This is a genomic window from Formosa sp. A9 (assembly GCF_051200825.1).
GTDB lineage: Bacteria > Bacteroidota > Bacteroidia > Flavobacteriales > Flavobacteriaceae > Formosa.
In genome coordinates this window covers 2683566-2701584 of the sequence record NZ_CP195158.1, presented here as the reverse complement: position 1 = coordinate 2701584, position 18019 = coordinate 2683566, and the positions used below count along the sequence as shown (strand labels likewise).

The 18019-nt window shown below is 37.3% G+C and carries 15 protein-coding genes; 5 read left to right on the top strand and 10 right to left on the bottom strand.

Annotated elements, in window-relative coordinates; all coding sequences use genetic code 11:
• Positions 1-2 precede the first annotated feature (2 nt).
• Both ACR9EA_RS11895 and panB read right to left on the bottom strand, forming a co-directional pair.
• Positions 3-701 (bottom strand): RluA family pseudouridine synthase, encoded by a 699-nt coding sequence (locus ACR9EA_RS11895; RefSeq protein ID WP_435133259.1) that lies wholly within the window; start codon positions 699-701, stop codon positions 3-5.
• Positions 702-716: 15 nt separating this feature from the next.
• Positions 717-1535, bottom strand: a complete 819-nt coding sequence (panB, locus tag ACR9EA_RS11890) for a 3-methyl-2-oxobutanoate hydroxymethyltransferase (protein WP_435133256.1) — start codon at positions 1533-1535, stop codon at positions 717-719.
• 133 nt (positions 1536-1668) lie between these two features.
• Between panB and ACR9EA_RS11885 the strand changes: the two genes are divergently transcribed.
• Positions 1669-2133: a nuclear transport factor 2 family protein gene (locus tag ACR9EA_RS11885; protein WP_435133253.1), complete on the top strand. Its 465-nt coding sequence runs from the start codon at positions 1669-1671 to the stop codon at positions 2131-2133.
• Between the two features lie 4 nt (positions 2134-2137).
• Here the strand turns inward: ACR9EA_RS11885 and ACR9EA_RS11880 are convergent, their stop codons facing one another.
• The 3 genes from ACR9EA_RS11880 to ACR9EA_RS11870 form a co-directional block, all read right to left on the bottom strand.
• On the bottom strand, positions 2138-3562 hold the full coding sequence (locus ACR9EA_RS11880; protein WP_435133251.1) for an L-serine ammonia-lyase: 1425 nt from the start codon (positions 3560-3562) through the stop codon (positions 2138-2140).
• Between the two features lie 148 nt (positions 3563-3710).
• The gene (locus ACR9EA_RS11875; RefSeq protein WP_435133248.1) at positions 3711-4766 is read right to left on the bottom strand and encodes a BamA/TamA family outer membrane protein; all 1056 of its coding nucleotides are present in this window, start codon (positions 4764-4766) and stop codon (positions 3711-3713) included.
• A 152-nt stretch (positions 4767-4918) separates the two neighbouring features.
• Positions 4919-8485, bottom strand: coding sequence for a choice-of-anchor I family protein (locus ACR9EA_RS11870; protein WP_435133245.1), 3567 nt, complete (start codon positions 8483-8485; stop codon positions 4919-4921).
• Between the two features lie 231 nt (positions 8486-8716).
• Between ACR9EA_RS11870 and dnaK the strand changes: the two genes are divergently transcribed.
• Together dnaK and ACR9EA_RS11860 are read left to right on the top strand one after the other, a co-directional pair.
• Positions 8717-10624: a molecular chaperone DnaK gene (gene dnaK / locus ACR9EA_RS11865; protein ID WP_435133242.1), complete on the top strand. Its 1908-nt coding sequence runs from the start codon at positions 8717-8719 to the stop codon at positions 10622-10624.
• A 105-nt stretch (positions 10625-10729) separates the two neighbouring features.
• Entirely contained in the window at positions 10730-11449 is a 720-nt protein-coding gene (locus ACR9EA_RS11860; RefSeq protein WP_435133239.1) for a hypothetical protein, read from the top strand.
• A gap of 191 nt (positions 11450-11640) precedes the next feature.
• Here the strand turns inward: ACR9EA_RS11860 and ACR9EA_RS11855 are convergent, their stop codons facing one another.
• The 5 genes from ACR9EA_RS11855 to ACR9EA_RS11835 form a co-directional block, all read right to left on the bottom strand.
• Positions 11641-11901 (bottom strand): DUF6952 family protein, encoded by a 261-nt coding sequence (locus ACR9EA_RS11855; RefSeq protein ID WP_435133238.1) that lies wholly within the window; start codon positions 11899-11901, stop codon positions 11641-11643.
• Entirely contained in the window at positions 11882-12196 is a 315-nt protein-coding gene (locus ACR9EA_RS11850; RefSeq protein WP_435133236.1) for a thioredoxin family protein, read from the bottom strand. Before ACR9EA_RS11850 ends, ACR9EA_RS11855 begins: the two co-directional genes overlap by 20 nt.
• A gap of 64 nt (positions 12197-12260) precedes the next feature.
• The gene (locus ACR9EA_RS11845) at positions 12261-12899 is read right to left on the bottom strand and encodes a peroxiredoxin (RefSeq protein ID WP_435133233.1); all 639 of its coding nucleotides are present in this window, start codon (positions 12897-12899) and stop codon (positions 12261-12263) included.
• 140 nt (positions 12900-13039) lie between these two features.
• Entirely contained in the window at positions 13040-14524 is a 1485-nt protein-coding gene (gene nhaC, locus ACR9EA_RS11840) for a Na+/H+ antiporter NhaC (RefSeq protein WP_435133230.1), read from the bottom strand.
• A 130-nt stretch (positions 14525-14654) separates the two neighbouring features.
• Positions 14655-15854, bottom strand: a complete 1200-nt coding sequence (locus ACR9EA_RS11835; protein ID WP_435133227.1) for an aminotransferase class I/II-fold pyridoxal phosphate-dependent enzyme — start codon at positions 15852-15854, stop codon at positions 14655-14657.
• A 157-nt stretch (positions 15855-16011) separates the two neighbouring features.
• On the opposite strand from ACR9EA_RS11835, the gene ACR9EA_RS11830 reads away from it, so the two are divergent.
• Together ACR9EA_RS11830 and lpdA are read left to right on the top strand one after the other, a co-directional pair.
• Positions 16012-16470: an Lrp/AsnC family transcriptional regulator gene (locus tag ACR9EA_RS11830; RefSeq protein ID WP_435133225.1), complete on the top strand. Its 459-nt coding sequence runs from the start codon at positions 16012-16014 to the stop codon at positions 16468-16470.
• A 124-nt stretch (positions 16471-16594) separates the two neighbouring features.
• Positions 16595-17995: a dihydrolipoyl dehydrogenase gene (gene lpdA / locus ACR9EA_RS11825; RefSeq protein ID WP_435133224.1), complete on the top strand. Its 1401-nt coding sequence runs from the start codon at positions 16595-16597 to the stop codon at positions 17993-17995.
• Positions 17996-18019 lie beyond the last annotated feature (24 nt).

The window sequence follows — 18019 nt, the reverse complement described above, 5'->3', positions numbered from 1 at the left end:
CTTTATAAGCAAGCTTGCCAAAGGGCATCGTCTGGTAACGGAGCTGTAATTTTTAATTCGTTTTTAGAAACCGGATGGATAAATGTTATGCGTCTGGCGTGTAAATGTATGCTAGCATCTTTATTACTACGGTCTGCACCATATTTTAAATCACCTTTTATAATACAGCCAATATTGGAAAGCTGACTTCTAATTTGGTGATGTCTGCCGGTTTCCAGATTAATTTCTAAAAGATAATACCGTTCCAGAGATTTCAGTAATTCGTAATGTAATATGGCTTTTTTACTATCAGTAACTTCTTTGCTGTATGCCGTGGATTTATTGTTTTTAGGATTCTTTTTCAACCAGTTTACTAAGGTGTCTTTTTCTTTTGGAGGTTTGTTGTTAACTAAAGCCCAGTATGTTTTCTGAACATCTTTCTTGGCAAACATAGTGTTTAATCGCGATAGAGCTTTCGAGGTTTTAGCAAAAATAACCAGACCGGTTGTAGGGCGATCTAAACGATGTACAACACCTAAATAAACATTTCCAGGTTTATTATATTTTTCTTTAATATAATCTTTAACGACTTCACTTAAGGGCTGATCTCCAGTTTTATCGCCTTGAACAATATCGCCTGCTCGTTTATTAACAATAATAATATGGTTGTCTTCAAATAGGATTTGAAGGTTAGAAGCATTCGAAAGTATTTTATCAGCCAAAAGAAATAGTAATATTTAGTATTGCTCGTTTTCGTTAGGAAAATCTACAGCCTTTACATCGTCTACATATTGCGAAATAGCAGTCGTCATATCTTCATACAAATTCATATAGCGGCGTAAAAATCTCGGGTGAAATTCGTGGGTCATTCCAATCATGTCATGAACCACAACCACTTGGCCGTCTACGCCATTACCTGCACCAATACCAATAACAGGTATGGTTAAGCTTTCGGCGACTTCTTTCGCTAATTTAGCAGGTATTTTTTCTAATACTACAGCAAAGCATCCTGCTTTTTCTAACATTAAGGCATCTTCTTTCAGTTTTTTTGCTTCTTCTTCTTCTTTAGCGCGTACGGTATAAGTGCCAAATTTATAAATGGATTGTGGGGTTAACCCAAGATGTCCCATAACAGGTACTCCCGCGTTTAGAATACGTTTAATCGATTCTTTAATTTCTTTTCCGCCTTCAAGTTTAACAGCATGGGCGCCACTTTCTTTCATAATTCTAATGGCAGATCGTAGTGCTTCTTTAGGGTCGCTTTGGTAACTTCCAAAAGGTAAATCAACAACTACTAGACCACGTTCTACACCACGAACTACAGACGATGCATGATATATCATTTGGTCTAAAGTAATGGGTAAAGTAGTTTCGTGACCAGCCATAACATTACTTGCAGAGTCTCCTACCAACAAAACATCTACTCCGGCGCCATCTACAATTTTGGCCATGGTATAATCGTATGCCGTTAACATTGAAATTTTTTCACCCTTGTTTTTCATATCAATAAGGGTTTTTACTGTAATTCTTTTGTACTCATTTTTTGCTACAGACATACGTTTTGTTTTATGTATTTAGAATAAATGTAAGAAGCCACAAAAATACGAAGAATTACTTGCATTGTTAAACTTTTGTTTAAGATAGATGTAGAATGCTAAGTATTACTAATTTAGATGAAAAACTAAATTTATGGTAAGAATTATACTTGTATTGGCTTTATTAATTGTAAATGGGGTTAAAGCACAAACCAACACAGAAAGCAACGCTGTGCAATCGGCTGTTGATACTTTTTTTGAAGGTTTTCATGAAGGCGATACCCTTAAAATGCGTTCTGTTTTAAACGATGAGGTTAAGCTATTTACAGCTTTTAAAAATAAAGCTAATGAAGACGAATTGGTTACAGGGAGCATAGACGATTTATTGAATGGGATTGCTCAAAAACCTGCAGACCAGAAATGGGACGAGCGTTTACTGGATTACGATGTTAAGATTGATGGCAGTATGGCACATGTCTGGACGCCCTACGAATTTTATTATAACGATACTTTTTTACATTGCGGTGTGAATTCGTTCCAGTTATTTAAAGACCAAGGGCAATGGAAAATTGTTTTTATTATGGATACGCGACGTCAATCGGGGTGCAAAGGCCATTAACAGATTAACAATCTGATAAATGAACCCCTACGGCCAAGCCGCCTTCCGAGGTTTCTTTGTATTTGGAGTTCATATCTTTTGCGGTTTCCCACATGGTAGAGACTACTTTGTCTAAGGGGACTTTTACGTTTTTTGGGTCGGTTTCTAAAGCCAGTTCGGCTGCATTTATCGCTTTAATGGCTCCCATAGAATTGCGTTCTATGCAAGGTATTTGAACTAACCCTCCAATAGGATCGCAAGTTAGTCCCAAATGATGTTCCATAGCAATTTCTGCTGCAACAACCACTTGTTCTGGAGTGCCACCAAGAAGCTCGCATAAGGCACCAGCTGCCATTGCAGAAGACACACCAATTTCTGCCTGACAGCCACCCATAGCTGCCGAAATAGTAGCTCCTTTTTTAAAGATACTGCCAATTTCTCCAGCTACAAGTAGGAATTTTTTAATGTGTTCGAAATTGGCTTCATGATTTTCTATCACCATATAATACATTAAAACCGCAGGTATTACACCAGCACTTCCGTTTGTAGGGGCTGTAACCACACGGCCTAACGATGCGTTAACCTCATTTACTGCTAATGCAAAACAGCTTACCCATTTTAAAATTTGACGGAATTTAACTTCGGTTTCTCTAATGGTTTCAAGCCAGGTTTCTGGTGAATTGTAAGGCAAATCGCCTTTCAGTTTTTGGTGCATGTCGAAAGCACGTCGGCGTACATTTAAGCCGCCAGGCAAAGTGCCTTCGGTATGGCAACCTGTGTACATACATTCCAGCATGGTGTTCCAAATGCGCTTCAATTCAAAATCAATGGTTTCTGGCGTTCTCAACGATTTTTCATTTTCTAAAACCAGATCGGATATGCACAGGTCTAACTGATTGCATTTTTCTAATAACTGTGTGCCATTTTCGACAGGATAGGGTAAGGTGCAATAAAATATTATTTTATTGACTTTAGAAGTTTTACGTTCTTCCTTAACTACAAACCCGCCGCCAATGGAGTAAAATGTAGATTTGGATTTTCTACCATTTATGGTGGCCGAAAAAGTTAATCCGTTGGAGTGGAACGGTAAGAACTTTTTATTAAAAACGATATCTGTTTCAGGCGAAAATGCTATTGCTTTTTCGTTGTTAAACTGAAGGGTGTTAGTGGTTTTTATGTTGGAAATAATGTTGTCTATCGATTCGGTTGGTACGCGTTCTGGATCGGCACCACTTAACCCAAGCATGATGGCTAAGTCTGTAGCATGACCTTTACCTGTTAAAGACAAAGACCCGTAAAGGTCTATGGTGATTTTTTCGACTTTATTAAATTTTCCAGATGTTTTTAATTCGGCAATCCATCGTTCTGCAGCTCGCCAAGGCCCTAAGGTATGCGAACTCGATGGCCCAACACCAATTTTTAACATGTCGAAAACTGAAATACACTCCATTACGAAATCGTTTTAAATGGCTGCAAATATACAAGAACTTTCTTGCGAATTTCAGTATTCGGTGCTTTTAAACCGTTAAAAAATAATGAAGAAATTTCAGTTGAAATTAATGGTGTTTAGGAGGTTGATGCACAGTGTTTTGTTAATATTAGAAGGCTTCACCAATTCTAAAATTAACACTCCAGTCGTCTTTTCCAACGGCGCCATCTATACCAATATTAAATTTCACTTTTTTAAAGGCGCGGTATCTGTAGCCAACGCCAATACCAGGGTACGCTTTCCAGTCGAAATCTTCGGTGTCCGATCCGTAAAGGGTTGCTAAACCCGCAAAACCAACAAGTCCCATTTTGTCGTTAAAATTGTAACGGTATTCGCCCTGTAGTGCTAAAACGCCATCGCCACGGTATTTGCCTTCGCTATAGCCGCGAATATCTTTGTTGCCAATAGTTTCCTGCTGCTGAAAAGCGATGTCTCCCAGTCCAAAAGTACCAGAAAAACGAGCGGCGAGAACATCTCGTCCTGTTTTCATTGGGAAATACGTATTGTATTCTGCTGTTATTTTTTGAGCTTTAACATCGTTGCCAAACCAAGTAGGAAAGGTTACAAATTTTACAATAGAATTAATTCCTGTAGTTGGGTAATAAACGGCATCTCGCGTATCGTACAATACATTAAATTCTATACCATTGGTTTCGGTGATGTCTTCGGGTTGTACATCGTCTTCGTAAACGGTATCGTAATGGGCGTAGGTGTAAGTTAATCCGCCATATAAATGGGGTATAATTTTACGTTGCACACCAGCACTTACTACTGTAATTTTAGTGCCATAATCGTAAAATCCAGGAGTGTCATAATCGTCCATGTAAAATTGAGAATTATTATCGCCTGTTACTGCGAATAGTTTTGCACGCCAAGAATCTTCCTTAAAATACCATTTATTAAATGCTGCTATAAAATATGATTTGTTAGTCGTGTATACGGCTGATACCCCAGAAATAGATTTTGGCGAAATCGTGTCGTCTTTGGTGGTTTTATACATGAACATAGGGATGGCACCAAACATAAATTCTAAGTTTCTGTTGTAACTTAAAAATGGCATAACACTGAATTCTACTTTTTTTTCGGGGATAGAATCTTGTTCTATTTGTGCCAACGACGTAAAAGTACAAGCTATAGCAATACAGGTAATAATGAAGTTTTTCATAGGGTATGGCATCTAAATTTGTAATAAATATACTATGTTTCTTGAGATTTAGCATAGTTCTAATTTGCTTATTTCTTAATAAATTAATTAAAATAAAAAAAGCACCTTCGGTACCGAAGGTGCTTTTACACTAACTAGACATTAATAGAAAACTACTTAACTACTATTTTTATAGTGGTTCCTAAGCTTGTTTTGGCAAGATAGGTTCCTGCTTTTACGTTTGGTACATTAAATGTATTGGTGTTTTTTGCAGAAGTAATTAAACGCCCTTGTATATCGTACAAAGTAACATCTAAGCTTTGATTAAAATAGATGGTTTGGTTGGCAGTTACTGGGTTAGGATAAAACTTTAAACTGTTAGCTGCTTTTTCTTTGTCGGTTATACTTAAGCTTACATTATCCATACTGTAAACGCTAATGGTAGAGCTTACTTCGTTAGCCAATACAATTAAGCCTTTTTCTAAACTATTATCTTCTGGAGCGATATAAATGATGCCTTCTGGACCTAAATCGCCACCCTCGTTATCGCCTAAAGTTCGGTTGTTGATGTATTTAATAAATACAGGGTTTGATGGATCTGTAACATCGTAAGTCATAAACCCACCAACGCGTTCAAGGGTAATAAAAGCATAGAATTTATTTCCAATTTGGGTAACAGTTACACCTTCTGGTTCCGGACCTTTATTATCGCTGCGGTTTTTGAAATTGTTATTGCTATTGCTCGCATTAAATAAAGCGCCGTAGGTTTCGTCGTTAGCTGTTATACGCTCAAAATCGTCGCCACTATCGTAAATTAAAGCACCTGTACTTGCATTTCTGATACTGAACGAACGCGCACCAAATACATGGATTTCATCAAAATCGCCATCGTTGTCTATATCTCCCGAAGCATTAGTTACAGCTAAACGGCCTAAATTTTCTTCTAATTTTAAATAATCGGCGTTAGGAAACATGGTTTCGTCTAAAGCATAGTCGGCGTCTCCAACTTTAACTTCTTCTTCAAAAGCATCATATTCTCTGGCATCTCCTTCGTTGGCGGTTATAACACAACCAACTCCATCTATTTCGTAATAAGCAATGGCATCTGGCATGTACATACCTTTAACTGGCCAAGTAGACATAAAGATAAAATCTGTTTCATCGGAAGCATCAAACGCATTGTTTTTTAAACTGAAATCTTTTAAACCTAACGGAAGGATATCTGTTATGGTATTTGTAGTTAAGTCGATAACAGCTAAAGCATTATTTTCTTGTAAGCTTACCCATGCCTTTTTAGAATCGTTAGCATAAGTAATGTATTCTGGTTCCAAGTCTTGCGATACCGTAGCATTAGGACTGGTAATTCTAACTCGTGCCGCTTTTAAAGCTTCAATATCAGCATCGAAAGCATTAAAAGTTAAAAGCGATACCTGCTCTTGGGTGATGTTTCCTAAACCAGGAGTGGCATCAATTACAGAAATACTTCCTTCTGGGTCTATGCTATAATCGGCATTAGGTTGCCCTTCGTTGGCCGTTAATATTTTTGTACCGTCTGGTGTAAAACTAACATTGTCTGGTAAATTACCAACAGTAACAGTAGATACGTTTTCGCCATTTGTATCCATAAATACAACAACGCCATTTGCCTCAGGGCCGTTAGAAACAGATGCAGCCACTAAGCCATTATGTACGGTAACACTTGTTGGGCCTTCTGTACCATAACTTGATAAATCTATAGATTTAAGAGTTGACATGTTTTCTGGTGAAGAAAAATCTAAAATTTCAACCTTTTTACCAACAGAATTTAAAACAAATAAGCGCTTGGTGTTCGCGTCGTAAGCACTAATTTCGGCAGAGCCAGCAGCATCAACAACATAGCTGGTTTTGTAATTAATATCTAAAACATCGTTTGCTGTTGTAATGTCTTGGTCGTTATCTATAATGTAAATTCCAGTGGTTTCGAAAGCGCCAAGGTTTGCGTTTGTAGGGTTGGATAATTTAAGAATGAATAATTCGTCAATTTCATTTATATCATCTTCTAAAATCGAGATTTCAAATTCGTAAGTCGTTGTGTTGGCAGGAATGGTAATACTTTGACTAGATAATGTGAAATCGGATTCTGGAGACGCTGTAATTAGTTCGCTTACTAGGGCTAAATCGGCAGTTACTTCATTTGAAGTTGCTGCTGATAATTCTATGGTAATGGTGATTTGTCCAGCGGCTTCGGAAACATTATACGTTGCGTTTTGGAACGATAACTGTGGTGTTACATCGGTTACAGCATTGAAAACTCCAGGCGAAGCATATACATTTTGACCTAAAGATGCACCAATAAGATTGGTTGAAGCTGCCCAGTTAGTGCCTTCGTTAAATGAAGTCGTAGGGTTTAAAAGTTCTAATGATGGGCCATCGCCATCGGCTTCGGTTGGCCATGGTGCGTCGTCGCTATATTCCATAGTAAATATGGTATTGCCCATAGTATTCAAAATTTGTAAAACTTCGCCACCGTTACCTAAAGCATTCGAAATGCCTTGTGGCATGTCTAAAAACGACACACCATAAAAAGCATCGGCGGTGGTTTTGTCTGTAGCTAAAAGCACAATGTCTTTAGCGGCTAAAGTCATTTCTGGGAAAGTGAAAGTAAAGTTGCTTTCGTCTTTTACTTGAATACCTCCCAAGGCAATTGCTTCGTTAGATGCATTGTAGATTTCTAAAAACTCTAAAGCATCAGAGTTGTCTGATGGAGCATTATACATGATTTCTGTAATAATCAATCCTGTTTCCGTGGCATTGTAGAATAAAGCATCGCTGGTATATTCTGTATCTTGAGCGTTTCCTTCTAAATCTTCTACATTTTTAACACGTATTGTATATGCTAAACCTTCAGTAAAAGCGTCGTGAGTAATTGTAGCTGTATTGTTATTAGCATCGTAATCAATGCTAGAAATATTTAAAGCAGGTGTAAAGCTGTAATTTGATGTTAATTCAGCTGAATTTTCTGTAACGTTTTCAGAAAAGATCACAGACAATGTAGTTGCATTTTGAAGCATTACATTAGCCACTGATGGCGCTGTAGTATCGGTGTTAGAAATTACAAAAGCAGTGGTGCTAAAAGGTACATCTGGAGCTGTGCCATCGTTGTGGTCGTCTTCATCTGTATCTTGTATGTCGTAGTTAGACATGTCGTTTAGTGCAATTAAATACCCGTTAACATCCAGACCAGTTCTAGGGCCTTTGTAAGCCGCAATATCTGCACCATCTGGACTGTAAGTGATAGCTGTTGTGCCAGCAACAAGCCCCGTATTTGTTAAATCGCCAAAAGCCCCATTAGCATTGGCAACCGCAGCAATAAAAGTTGAAGGAGTATTAACATCTGTACCTAAATAAGCAAAAATAGCTTCGCTTCCAGACGATAATCCGCCAGGTTCACCAACAATGCTTCCGTAATTTACATTTGGTATTTCGCTAATAGTATTAAACGTAATAATGGTTCCGGCAGGAATAGTAGCATCGCCACTCAACCACGAGTAGGCAGCTTCGCCAGAATTGAATGCAGTGCCAGTCCATTCTTTATCTGCGAAATGAATGGTGGTGTTTGCTGGAATGTCTACAAATGTTACTAAGGCAAAATCGTCATCGCCATCGGCATTCATGCCTACAAAGGCCATATCGCCTGTTTGTATTTGTGCATTAAGGTAGCCTACTATAGATAAGGCTAAAAGAAGTAAAAGTTTCTTCATTGGTATAGAATATTTTAGTTTGGCACAAATGTACTTGGCGTATGTACAGATTATGTGTTGTAAACATTACCAAAAAATTAAAGAAGTGCTTTGGTATGTTAATCTAAGGTTTGGAAACAAAGAAATGTATTTAATATGACAGCTTGTCAGTATGAAATGTGTTGGCACAATGATTGAAATAGGTAAAGGGAAATAAAATTAAATTCAACAACATTAAAATATATAGTAATTATGAGTAAAATAATTGGAATTGATTTAGGTACTACAAACTCTTGCGTTTCTGTAATGGAAGGTAACGAGCCAGTAGTAATTCCTAACGCAGAAGGTAAGCGTACAACACCATCGGTAATTGCTTTTGTAGAAGGCGGCGAAATTAAAGTTGGTGATCCAGCAAAAAGACAAGCTGTAACGAACCCAACTAAAACCGTATACTCTATTAAGCGTTTTATGGGGAATAAATTTTCTGAATCTCAAAACGAAGCAGAACGCGTACCATATAAAGTAGTAAAAGGTGATAACGATACCCCTCGTGTAGATATCGATGGGCGTTTATATACACCACAAGAATTATCGGCTATGATTCTTCAAAAAATGAAGAAAACTGCCGAAGATTATTTAGGACAAGATGTAAGCAGAGCAGTAATTACTGTACCAGCTTACTTTAACGATAGCCAACGTCAAGCTACTAAAGAAGCTGGTGAAATTGCTGGTTTAAAAGTAGAGCGTATTATTAACGAACCAACAGCTGCAGCTTTAGCCTATGGTTTAGATAAAAAAGGAACCGACCAAAAAATTGTAGTATTCGACTTTGGTGGTGGTACACACGACGTTTCTATCTTAGAATTAGGTGATGGTGTATTCGAAGTATTATCTACAGATGGTGACACTCACTTAGGTGGTGACGATGTAGATGAAAAAATCATCAACTGGTTAGCAGAAGAATTTAAATCGGAAGAAGATATCGATTTACGTAAAGACCCTATGGCTTTACAACGTTTAAAAGAAGCTGCAGAAAAAGCTAAAATCGAATTATCATCTTCTGCACAAACAGAAATCAATTTACCTTATGTAACAGCTACAGCTAGTGGACCAAAACACTTAGTGCGTACTTTAACAAGAGCTAAATTCGAGCAATTAATCGACGATTTAGTAAAACGTACGATTGCGCCTTGTGAGTCTGCTTTAAAATCTGCAGGTTTAAGCAAAAGCGATATCGACGAGGTAATTTTAGTAGGTGGTTCTACACGTATCCCAGCGGTACAAGCAGCTGTAGAGAAATTCTTTGGAAAAGCGCCAAGTAAAGGTGTTAACCCAGACGAGGTAGTTTCTTTAGGTGCAGGTATCCAAGGTGGTGTATTAACAGGTGATGTTAAAGACGTATTGTTATTAGACGTTACACCATTATCTTTAGGTATCGAAACTATGGGTAATGTAATGACGAAGCTTATCGAAGCTAATACCACGATCCCAACTAAAAAATCGCAAGTATTCTCTACAGCGGCCGATAATCAGCCTTCAGTAGAAATCCATGTGTTACAAGGTGAGCGTGCTATGGCGGGCGACAACAAAACTATTGGACGTTTTCACTTAGATGGTATTCCACCAGCAAAACGTGGTACACCACAAATTGAAGTAACTTTCGATATCGATGCAAACGGTATTATTAAAGTTTCGGCAACAGATAAAGCGACAAACAAAACTCAGGATATTCGTATCGAAGCATCTTCAGGATTAACAGAAGACGAAATCCAAAAAATGAAAGCTGATGCCGAAGCTAATGCTGAAGCTGATAAGCAAGCTAAAGAAAAAGCCGATAAGTTAAATGCAGCCGATGCTATGATTTTCCAAACCGAAAGTCAGCTTAAAGAGTTTGGTGATAAATTATCTGATGATAAGAAAAAACCAATCGAAGAGGCTTTAGAAGAGCTTAAAAAAGCGTTTGAAACTAAAGATATTGCTGTAATCGATCCTGCTTTAGAGAAAATTAATGAAGCTTGGAAAGTAGCTAGCGAAGAGATGTACAAAGCCCAAGCCGAAGCGCAAGGTGGTGCAGAGCAACCTGGTCCAGATGCAAGCAGCAACGGACAAGCTAACGAAGGTAGCGATGTAGAAGACGTAGATTTCGAAGAAGTTAAGTAATTATAGTTTTCAATATATATCTAAGAGCAATCCTATAGGGTTGCTCTTTTTTTGTTTTTTATGGTTTTGTTTTGCTAACTTTAAATAGTTTATAAATCAATACTTATGAAAACAAAACCCATGCAAAGCATTCTGTTTTTAATGTGGTTTGGTCTAAGCTTAGTTAGTTTTGGGCAAACCGAAATAGAAACGAAACCAGTTCATTTTAAGTCAGGCACATCTTCTGCCGAAGTTTCAGATGTTCTTAAAGGCTATCAAACTATAGATTACACTTTAGGAGCAAAAGCAGGACAGGAAATGACAGTACATTTAATAACAGATAATACAGCAAACTACTTTAACGTATTACCTTCAGATTCCGAAGAAGCTATTTTTGTAGGCTCGGTAAATGGTAATAGCTGGACGGGTATTTTGCCAAAAACCGATACGTATAGAGTGCGTGTATATTTAATGCGAAGTGCGGCAAGGCGAAACGAAAAGGCAAATTACAGTTTAAATTTTGCAATTTCTAGTAAGGTTTACGATGTTAAAGTTTCAGGAACTAATTACCATGCCACAGGTATGGTGCCTTGTTCTGTTGGGCCAGACCCTAAACATTCGGCACAATGTAAATTTGGTGTGGTTCGAACGGGTAAGCATTCAGCCGAAGTGCACGTGTCTACTCCTGGTGGCGAGCAGCGTATTATTATGTTTCGTGGCGATGAGGTGTTCTGTGAAGATCCCGACGTAGACTTAACATCGGAAAAGGAAGGCGATACTTGGGAAGTATCTGTAAATAACTTTGAGTTTTTCTCGATTCCCGAGGCGGTTATTACTGGTGGTTAAAAATAGTGTGTAAAAAAAGAGGCTGTTTGAAAGTAGATCTGTCGTCAATCTGAATTTATTTAACTTCGTTGAATCTTCGATTTCAGATTCTCATAATTATCGATTTTCAATATGATGAGATTCTGTGTCAAGCACAGAATGACGCACTGTTAAACTTTTCAGTCAGCCTCTTTTTATGTTTTTAAAGCCGTTTAACCTTTGTCGATAGATCCTAAAACACGTTTCATGAAACTGTTTAAGGCTTCTTTTTGCGGTGTACCATTTTTAATCATGGTATTGACTTCTATTGCACCGTACATGTTAGAGATTAGTTCGCCAATAACGTCTAATTCTTCATCTTTTAAAGATGGTACTTCAGTTAAAGCTTCTAAAGTTTCGATGGTTTCGTGAACGAAATCTTCATCGTTTTCTTCAATAAACTGAGTTAAGTGTTTAATTACTGGTAACTTCATCGACTAAATCTTTTAAAACGTCAAACTTGTTGGTTTGCACCTGATTTACGAATTCCCCTTTTTTAAAGGTTGCAAATGTAGGAAGGTTGTCTACGTTTGCTAATTTTCTAGAGGCCGCGAATTTTTCGGCATCTGCAATAACAAAGGTTACATTTTCGTTTTCGGTGGCTAATTTTTTGAATTTTGGTTTCATAATTCTGCAATTACCACACCATGTTGCCGAGTATTGTACTACAACCGTATCGTTATTAGATACGATGTCCTGTAAATTGTCTTGTTCTAATTCTTGTAACATAATAAAATGTTTTTAGTTTACCATCCTTTAACGAAAAAGGATGGTAGGTTTTTGTGATGTGTTTTTAGTGAGATGCTAAATAACTAGCAACACCATCTCTGTTTGCGTTCATAGCGTCTTTACCTTCTTCCCAGTTTGCAGGACAAACTTCTCCTTTTTCCTGTACGTGGGTTAAAGCATCTACTAAACGTAAGTATTCTCCAACATTTCTACCTAAAGGCATGTTGTTAATACTTTCGTGTTGTACAATACCATCTTCGTCTATAATGTAAGTTGCTCTGTAAGTTACGTTATCGCCCTCTACAGTTACAACACCAGTTTCTTCGTTATAGGTTTCGTTTTTGATGTCTAAAATTCCTAAAGTAGATGCTAAATTTCTGTTAGAATCTGCTAAAATAGGATACGTTACACCTTCTATACCACCGTTGTCTTTTGCAGTGTTTAACCAAGCAAAGTGTACTTCTGGAGTGTCGCAAGATGCACCAATTACAATAGTGTTTCTTTTTTCGAATTCGGCTTTAGCAGCTTCAAAAGCGTGTAATTCTGTTGGACAAACAAAAGTGAAGTCTTTAGGATACCAGAATAAAACTACTTTTTTCTTGTTGTTAACAGCTTCCTCAAGAACGTTTACTTTAAAAGTATCGCCCATTTCGTTCATTGCGTCAACGTTTAAATCTGGGAATTTTTTTCCTACAAATGCCATAGTATTTTTATTTTAATGATTATTAAATTTTACAGTGCAAATATAGGGCTCTATGTGGATTTTGTATGTGAATAAAATTTTAAATTTTTATAGCAGTATAAGTTTTAATTATTGAAGATTATTAATATTATAGTTTAGTTCTATTTATCAGTAAGTTGTTTGATTTTAATCCTGAAAGCTGCAAATAATAAGGTGGTAAACGGACTTAAATAGTTGAAGAATGCATAGCCAGCATAAGACCAAGTGTCTACCCCAAGCACACTGCTTTGGTAAGCGCCACAAGTATTCCAAGGCACTAATACCGATGTTACGGTACCAGAATCTTCGAGTGTACGGCTTAAATTTTCTGGAGCTAGGTTTTTGTCTTCGAATGCCTTTTTGTACATCCTACCAGGAATAACAATGGCTAAATATTGGTCGCTAGCAATTGCATTTAGTCCGATACAGCTTATTACGGTACTGGCAAATAAACCAAAAACCGAATCGAATAAATTAAGAACAGCTTTACTAATTCTGGATAGTGCGCCAATTGCATCCATAATACCTCCAAAAACCATGGCGCAAACTATAAGCCATATAGTGCCCAGCATACCAGCCATTCCGCCCGACGAGAACAAATCGTTAAGTTCTGCACTTGTGGTTTCTACAGAGGTATCTACTGTCATTGCCGTCATGATGCCTTTGTAACCCGATAAAAAATTGAGTTCTGTAGCCCCAGTAATTTGTTTAACAATTTCTGGCTGAAATATTAATGCGAAAATCCCCCCAAGTAGCGTTCCAACTAATAAAGCTGGTAACGGAGGCGTTTTTTTAACAATCATAAAAATTACGAGTACCGGTACTAAAAATAACCAAGGCGAAATGTTGAATGCGCTATCTATAGCTTGTAGCATAGCAGATGTGTCTGTAGTACCATGAATATCTAAAGAAAGACTAATGATTATGAAAAGCACCAGCGTAACTATTAAAGTCGGTACGGTGGTGTAGGTCATGTATTTGATATGCGAGAATAACTCGCCTCCGGCCATAGCGGGAGCTAGGTTTGTGGTGTCGCTTAATGGCGACATTTTATCTCCAAAATAGGCTCCTGAAATCACTGCTCCAGCCGTCATACCTGGATTAATGCCCAACGCGTTACCAATACCAACAAGGGCAATACCAACAGTTGCCGAAGTTGTCCAGCTACTGCCTGTTGCAATAGAAATTATGGCGCAAATAACCACACAGGCAGGCAGAAAAATAGTCGGATTTAAAATTTGTAAACCATAATATATCATGGAAGGAATAATGCCGCTAATGAGCCACGTACCAGCTAGAGATCCCACAAAAAGGAGTATTAATAAGGCGCCAGAAGTAGATTTAATATTTACGGCTACTTCTTCTAACATTTGATCGTAAGACACCTTGTTAAAAAAACCAACTATGGCTGCCACAGCTGCACCAAGCAATAAGATAAACTGATTGCTACCGCTTAGAGCATCATCTCCAAAAGCAAATTTTACATTGTAGAATAGCATTATAACCAGAGCGAACACGGGTATTAAAGCTTCCCAAATGCTTAATTCTCTGTTTTCTACAATAGGTTCGTCTTTTGGCGATTGTGGTTTTATGTCTTGGCTTTCCATGAAGTCTGTTTAGGAGTTTTAATTGATGTGTAATGTTACGATTTTAGATGCTTTTGTGCAAATGAGAGGTCTTATCGGTTAAAACAAAAAACGCCTTAGTAGTTCTAAGGCGTTTTAAAGATAATTGTAATTATAGAATATTGAGGCTAACCATACATTCCCGCATCATATTATAGGTGCGTTCTATATCAGCATCTAACCCAATCGAAAATCTAATGAGTCCGTCTGATAACCCCATTTCTTTTTGTTCATCTTCTGGAATTTCCGAAGATGTAGAACTTCCTGGTGCGCTAAATAAGGTTTTGTAAAACCCTAAGCTAACCGCTAAGTAGCCTAGATTTTTATGTTGCATGAGTTCCATAAGCATGTTGGCTTTGTTTAAAGCACCTACATCTATTGTAAGCATGCCGCCAAAACCATATTGAGTATTCATCATCGATTTAAATAATTGATGGGAAGGATGTGAAGGCAATCCAGGATACACGGTTTTTAATCCATCAGCTTCAAACTTTTGCGCTAAGAAAAGGGCGTTTTTGCTGTGCTGTTGCATCCGAATGTGTAAAGTGCGTAAGTTTTTTAGTATAGAAGCCGATCTAAAGCTATCCATAGTCGCGCCTAATAGCATGGCAGCCCCATCGTTAACATTACGCAGTTGGTCTATTAATGCTTGCGAACCGCAAACCACACCGCCAACGGTATCGCTACTTCCATTGATAAATTTGGTTAAACTGTGGATAACAATATCTGCTCCCAACTTAGCTGGCGATACACTTAATGGCGAAAACGTATTGTCTACAACCAATTGAATGTTGTGTTTTTTGGCTAGTTTAGACAGATTGTTTATGTCAGCAATTTCTAAAAGCGGATTACTAACAGTTTCACAAAAAATAATTTTAGTATGCTCGGTAATAGCAGCTTCAACAGCTTCTAATTTGGTAATGTCTACAAAACTTGTGGCAATGTTAAACCGAGGGGTGAAATTTTTAAGAAAAGCATAGGTGCCTCCATAAATCGTTCTGCTAGATACAATATGATCGCCAGCACCACAAAGTTGTAATAATACAGGAGTTATCGCTCCCATGCCCGAAGCGGTTACGTTGGCCGTTTCTGTGCCTTCCATGGCAGCTAAAGCTTCGCCTAGATATAGGTTAGAAGGCGAGGAGTGCCGTGAATATAAATAGCAGCCATCGGCATTGCCTTCAAAGGTGTCGAACATGGTTTTTGCCGATAAAAAGGTGTATGTAGATGAATCTGAAATGGAAGGATTTACACCTCCAAATTCACCAAAATATTGTAAATCTTGAATGTTATTAGCGGGTTTAAAAGACATAGTTGTGAAAATTTATTTATTCAAAAATGATTATTAATAGATTAATAATCAATCTAAGTTTATATAATTAGATTTCTAATCTATTAAATTATTTGTGTATAGATTTATTTTTGTTAAACTTTACAAACTCATCTAAAGTTTAGAAAAATATTCAGTTATGGTTTTTGATGCTATCGATAAACAACTTATCCAATTATTGCAAACTAATAGTAAACAGACAAATAAAGCTTTAGCTAGGCAGTTAAATTTATCTGTTACGGCGGTTTATGAACGTATAAAAAAATTAGAAAATCAGGGGGTACTTTCGCATTATGTGGCTTTGGTAAATAAAGATAAAATTCAGAAGGAGTTTGTAGCGTATTGCCATATTAAACTAGAAAAGCACAGCCAGGAATTCGTGGTGAAGTTTGAGCGTGAAGTGGCAAAACTTAACGAAGTTATGGAGTGTTACCATATTAGTGGCGATTACGATTATTTATTAAAGGTATTGGTGAAAGATATGCGCGCATTTCGAGAATTTATGGTCAATAAATTAACAAACATCAGTCATATAGGCAGCACCCATAGTATGTTTGTAATTAACGAGGTGAAACACAGTACCGTTATACCTGTTTAGGAGCAGATTTGTTTTTAACAGATTCTTAAAAAAAGTCCTAAAAAATCATCAATGTTGATGAAGTAAACCCGTGTAAATTTGTACTTTTGTGAACCATTTTAAAAAAAGAATCAAAAATAGTCTTATGAATTCATACGATGTAGCCGTTATCGGTTCAGGACCTGGAGGATATGTAGCAGCAATTCGTTGTGCACAACTAGGTATGAAAACTGCAATTATAGAAAAATATTCAACACTAGGTGGAACTTGTTTAAATGTAGGTTGTATTCCTAGTAAAGCCTTGTTAGACTCATCGCATCATTACGAAGATGCTGTTAAGCATTTCGAAGATCATGGAATTGAAATTCCTGGTGAAGTAAAAGTGAATTTAGAAAAAATGATTGCTAGAAAGCAATCTGTAGTCGATCAAACCACTGGAGGTATCGATTTTTTAATGAAAAAAAATAATATCGATGTGTACCAAGGTTTAGGAGCCTTTAAAGATGCAACGCATATTACTATTACAGGAGAAGAAACTACCGAAATAGAGGCAAAACACACCATTATAGCAACAGGAAGTAAGCCCTCTAATTTGCCGTTTATTAACATAGATAAAGAGCGTGTTATTACCTCTACAGAAGCTTTAAAGTTAACTGAAGTTCCTAAGCATTTAATTGTAATTGGTGGTGGTGTTATTGGTTTAGAATTAGGCCAAGTATACAAACGTCTTGGTGCTGAAGTGTCTGTGGTTGAATTTATGGATCGCATTATTCCAACTATGGATGGTGGTTTGTCTAAAGAACTTAATAAGGTCTTGAAAAAGCAAAAATTTAGCATTAATACCTCTCATAAAGTAAAATCTGTAGAGCGCGTAGGCGATGAGGTTATTGTTAAAGCAGATAATAAAAAAGGAGAAGAAGTAGAGTTTAAAGGCGATTATTGTTTGGTATCTGTTGGTCGTCGTCCATATACAGACGGTTTAAATGCCGAAGCAGCAGGAGTAAAAGTTAATGAACGCGGACAAATTGAGGTTAACGACCATTTACAAACTAGTGCTTCAAACATATATGCTATTGGCGATGTTGTAAAAGGGGCTATGTTAGCACACAAAGCCGAAGAAGAAGGCGTATTTGTTGCTGAAACTTTAGCTGGACAAAAACCACATATCGACTATAATTTAATTCCAGGAGTTGTGTATACTTGGCCAGAAGTTGCTGCAGTAGGGCAGTCTGAGGAGCAATTAAAAGAGGCTGGTATTGCGTATAAATCAGGTCAATTTCCTATGCGCGCTTTAGGAAGAAGTAGAGCAAGTATGGATTTAGACGGTTTTGTAAAGGTATTGGCAGATAAAGAAACCGATGAGATTTTAGGTGTACATATGGTAGGAGCACGTGCTGCAGATATGATTGCAGAGGCTGTTGTGGCTATGGAGTATAGAGCAAGTGCCGAAGATATTTCTAGAATGTCTCATGCGCATCCAACTTTTACAGAAGCAATTAAAGAAGCTGCACTTGCAGCAACAGATAACAGAGCATTACATGTATAATGTACATGTTGTTTTGTGAAAATA

Coding starts and splice junctions, on each gene's coding strand:
- ACR9EA_RS11855 (WP_435133238.1), bottom strand. CDS start 11,901: ATGAAGTTACCAGTAATTAAACACTTAACTCAGTTTATTGAAGAAAAC.
- ACR9EA_RS11875 (WP_435133248.1), bottom strand. CDS start 4,766: ATGAAAAACTTCATTATTACCTGTATTGCTATAGCTTGTACTTTTACG.
- ACR9EA_RS11870 (WP_435133245.1), bottom strand. CDS start 8,485: ATGAAGAAACTTTTACTTCTTTTAGCCTTATCTATAGTAGGCTACCTT.
- ACR9EA_RS11880 (WP_435133251.1), bottom strand. CDS start 3,562: ATGGAGTGTATTTCAGTTTTCGACATGTTAAAAATTGGTGTTGGGCCA.
- dnaK (WP_435133242.1), top strand. CDS start 8,717: ATGAGTAAAATAATTGGAATTGATTTAGGTACTACAAACTCTTGCGTT.
- lpdA (WP_435133224.1), top strand. CDS start 16,595: ATGAATTCATACGATGTAGCCGTTATCGGTTCAGGACCTGGAGGATAT.
- ACR9EA_RS11850 (WP_435133236.1), bottom strand. CDS start 12,196: ATGTTACAAGAATTAGAACAAGACAATTTACAGGACATCGTATCTAAT.
- ACR9EA_RS11835 (WP_435133227.1), bottom strand. CDS start 15,854: ATGTCTTTTAAACCCGCTAATAACATTCAAGATTTACAATATTTTGGT.
- ACR9EA_RS11860 (WP_435133239.1), top strand. CDS start 10,730: ATGAAAACAAAACCCATGCAAAGCATTCTGTTTTTAATGTGGTTTGGT.
- ACR9EA_RS11845 (WP_435133233.1), bottom strand. CDS start 12,899: ATGGCATTTGTAGGAAAAAAATTCCCAGATTTAAACGTTGACGCAATG.
- panB (WP_435133256.1), bottom strand. CDS start 1,535: ATGTCTGTAGCAAAAAATGAGTACAAAAGAATTACAGTAAAAACCCTT.
- ACR9EA_RS11830 (WP_435133225.1), top strand. CDS start 16,012: ATGGTTTTTGATGCTATCGATAAACAACTTATCCAATTATTGCAAACT.
- nhaC (WP_435133230.1), bottom strand. CDS start 14,524: ATGGAAAGCCAAGACATAAAACCACAATCGCCAAAAGACGAACCTATT.
- ACR9EA_RS11885 (WP_435133253.1), top strand. CDS start 1,669: ATGGTAAGAATTATACTTGTATTGGCTTTATTAATTGTAAATGGGGTT.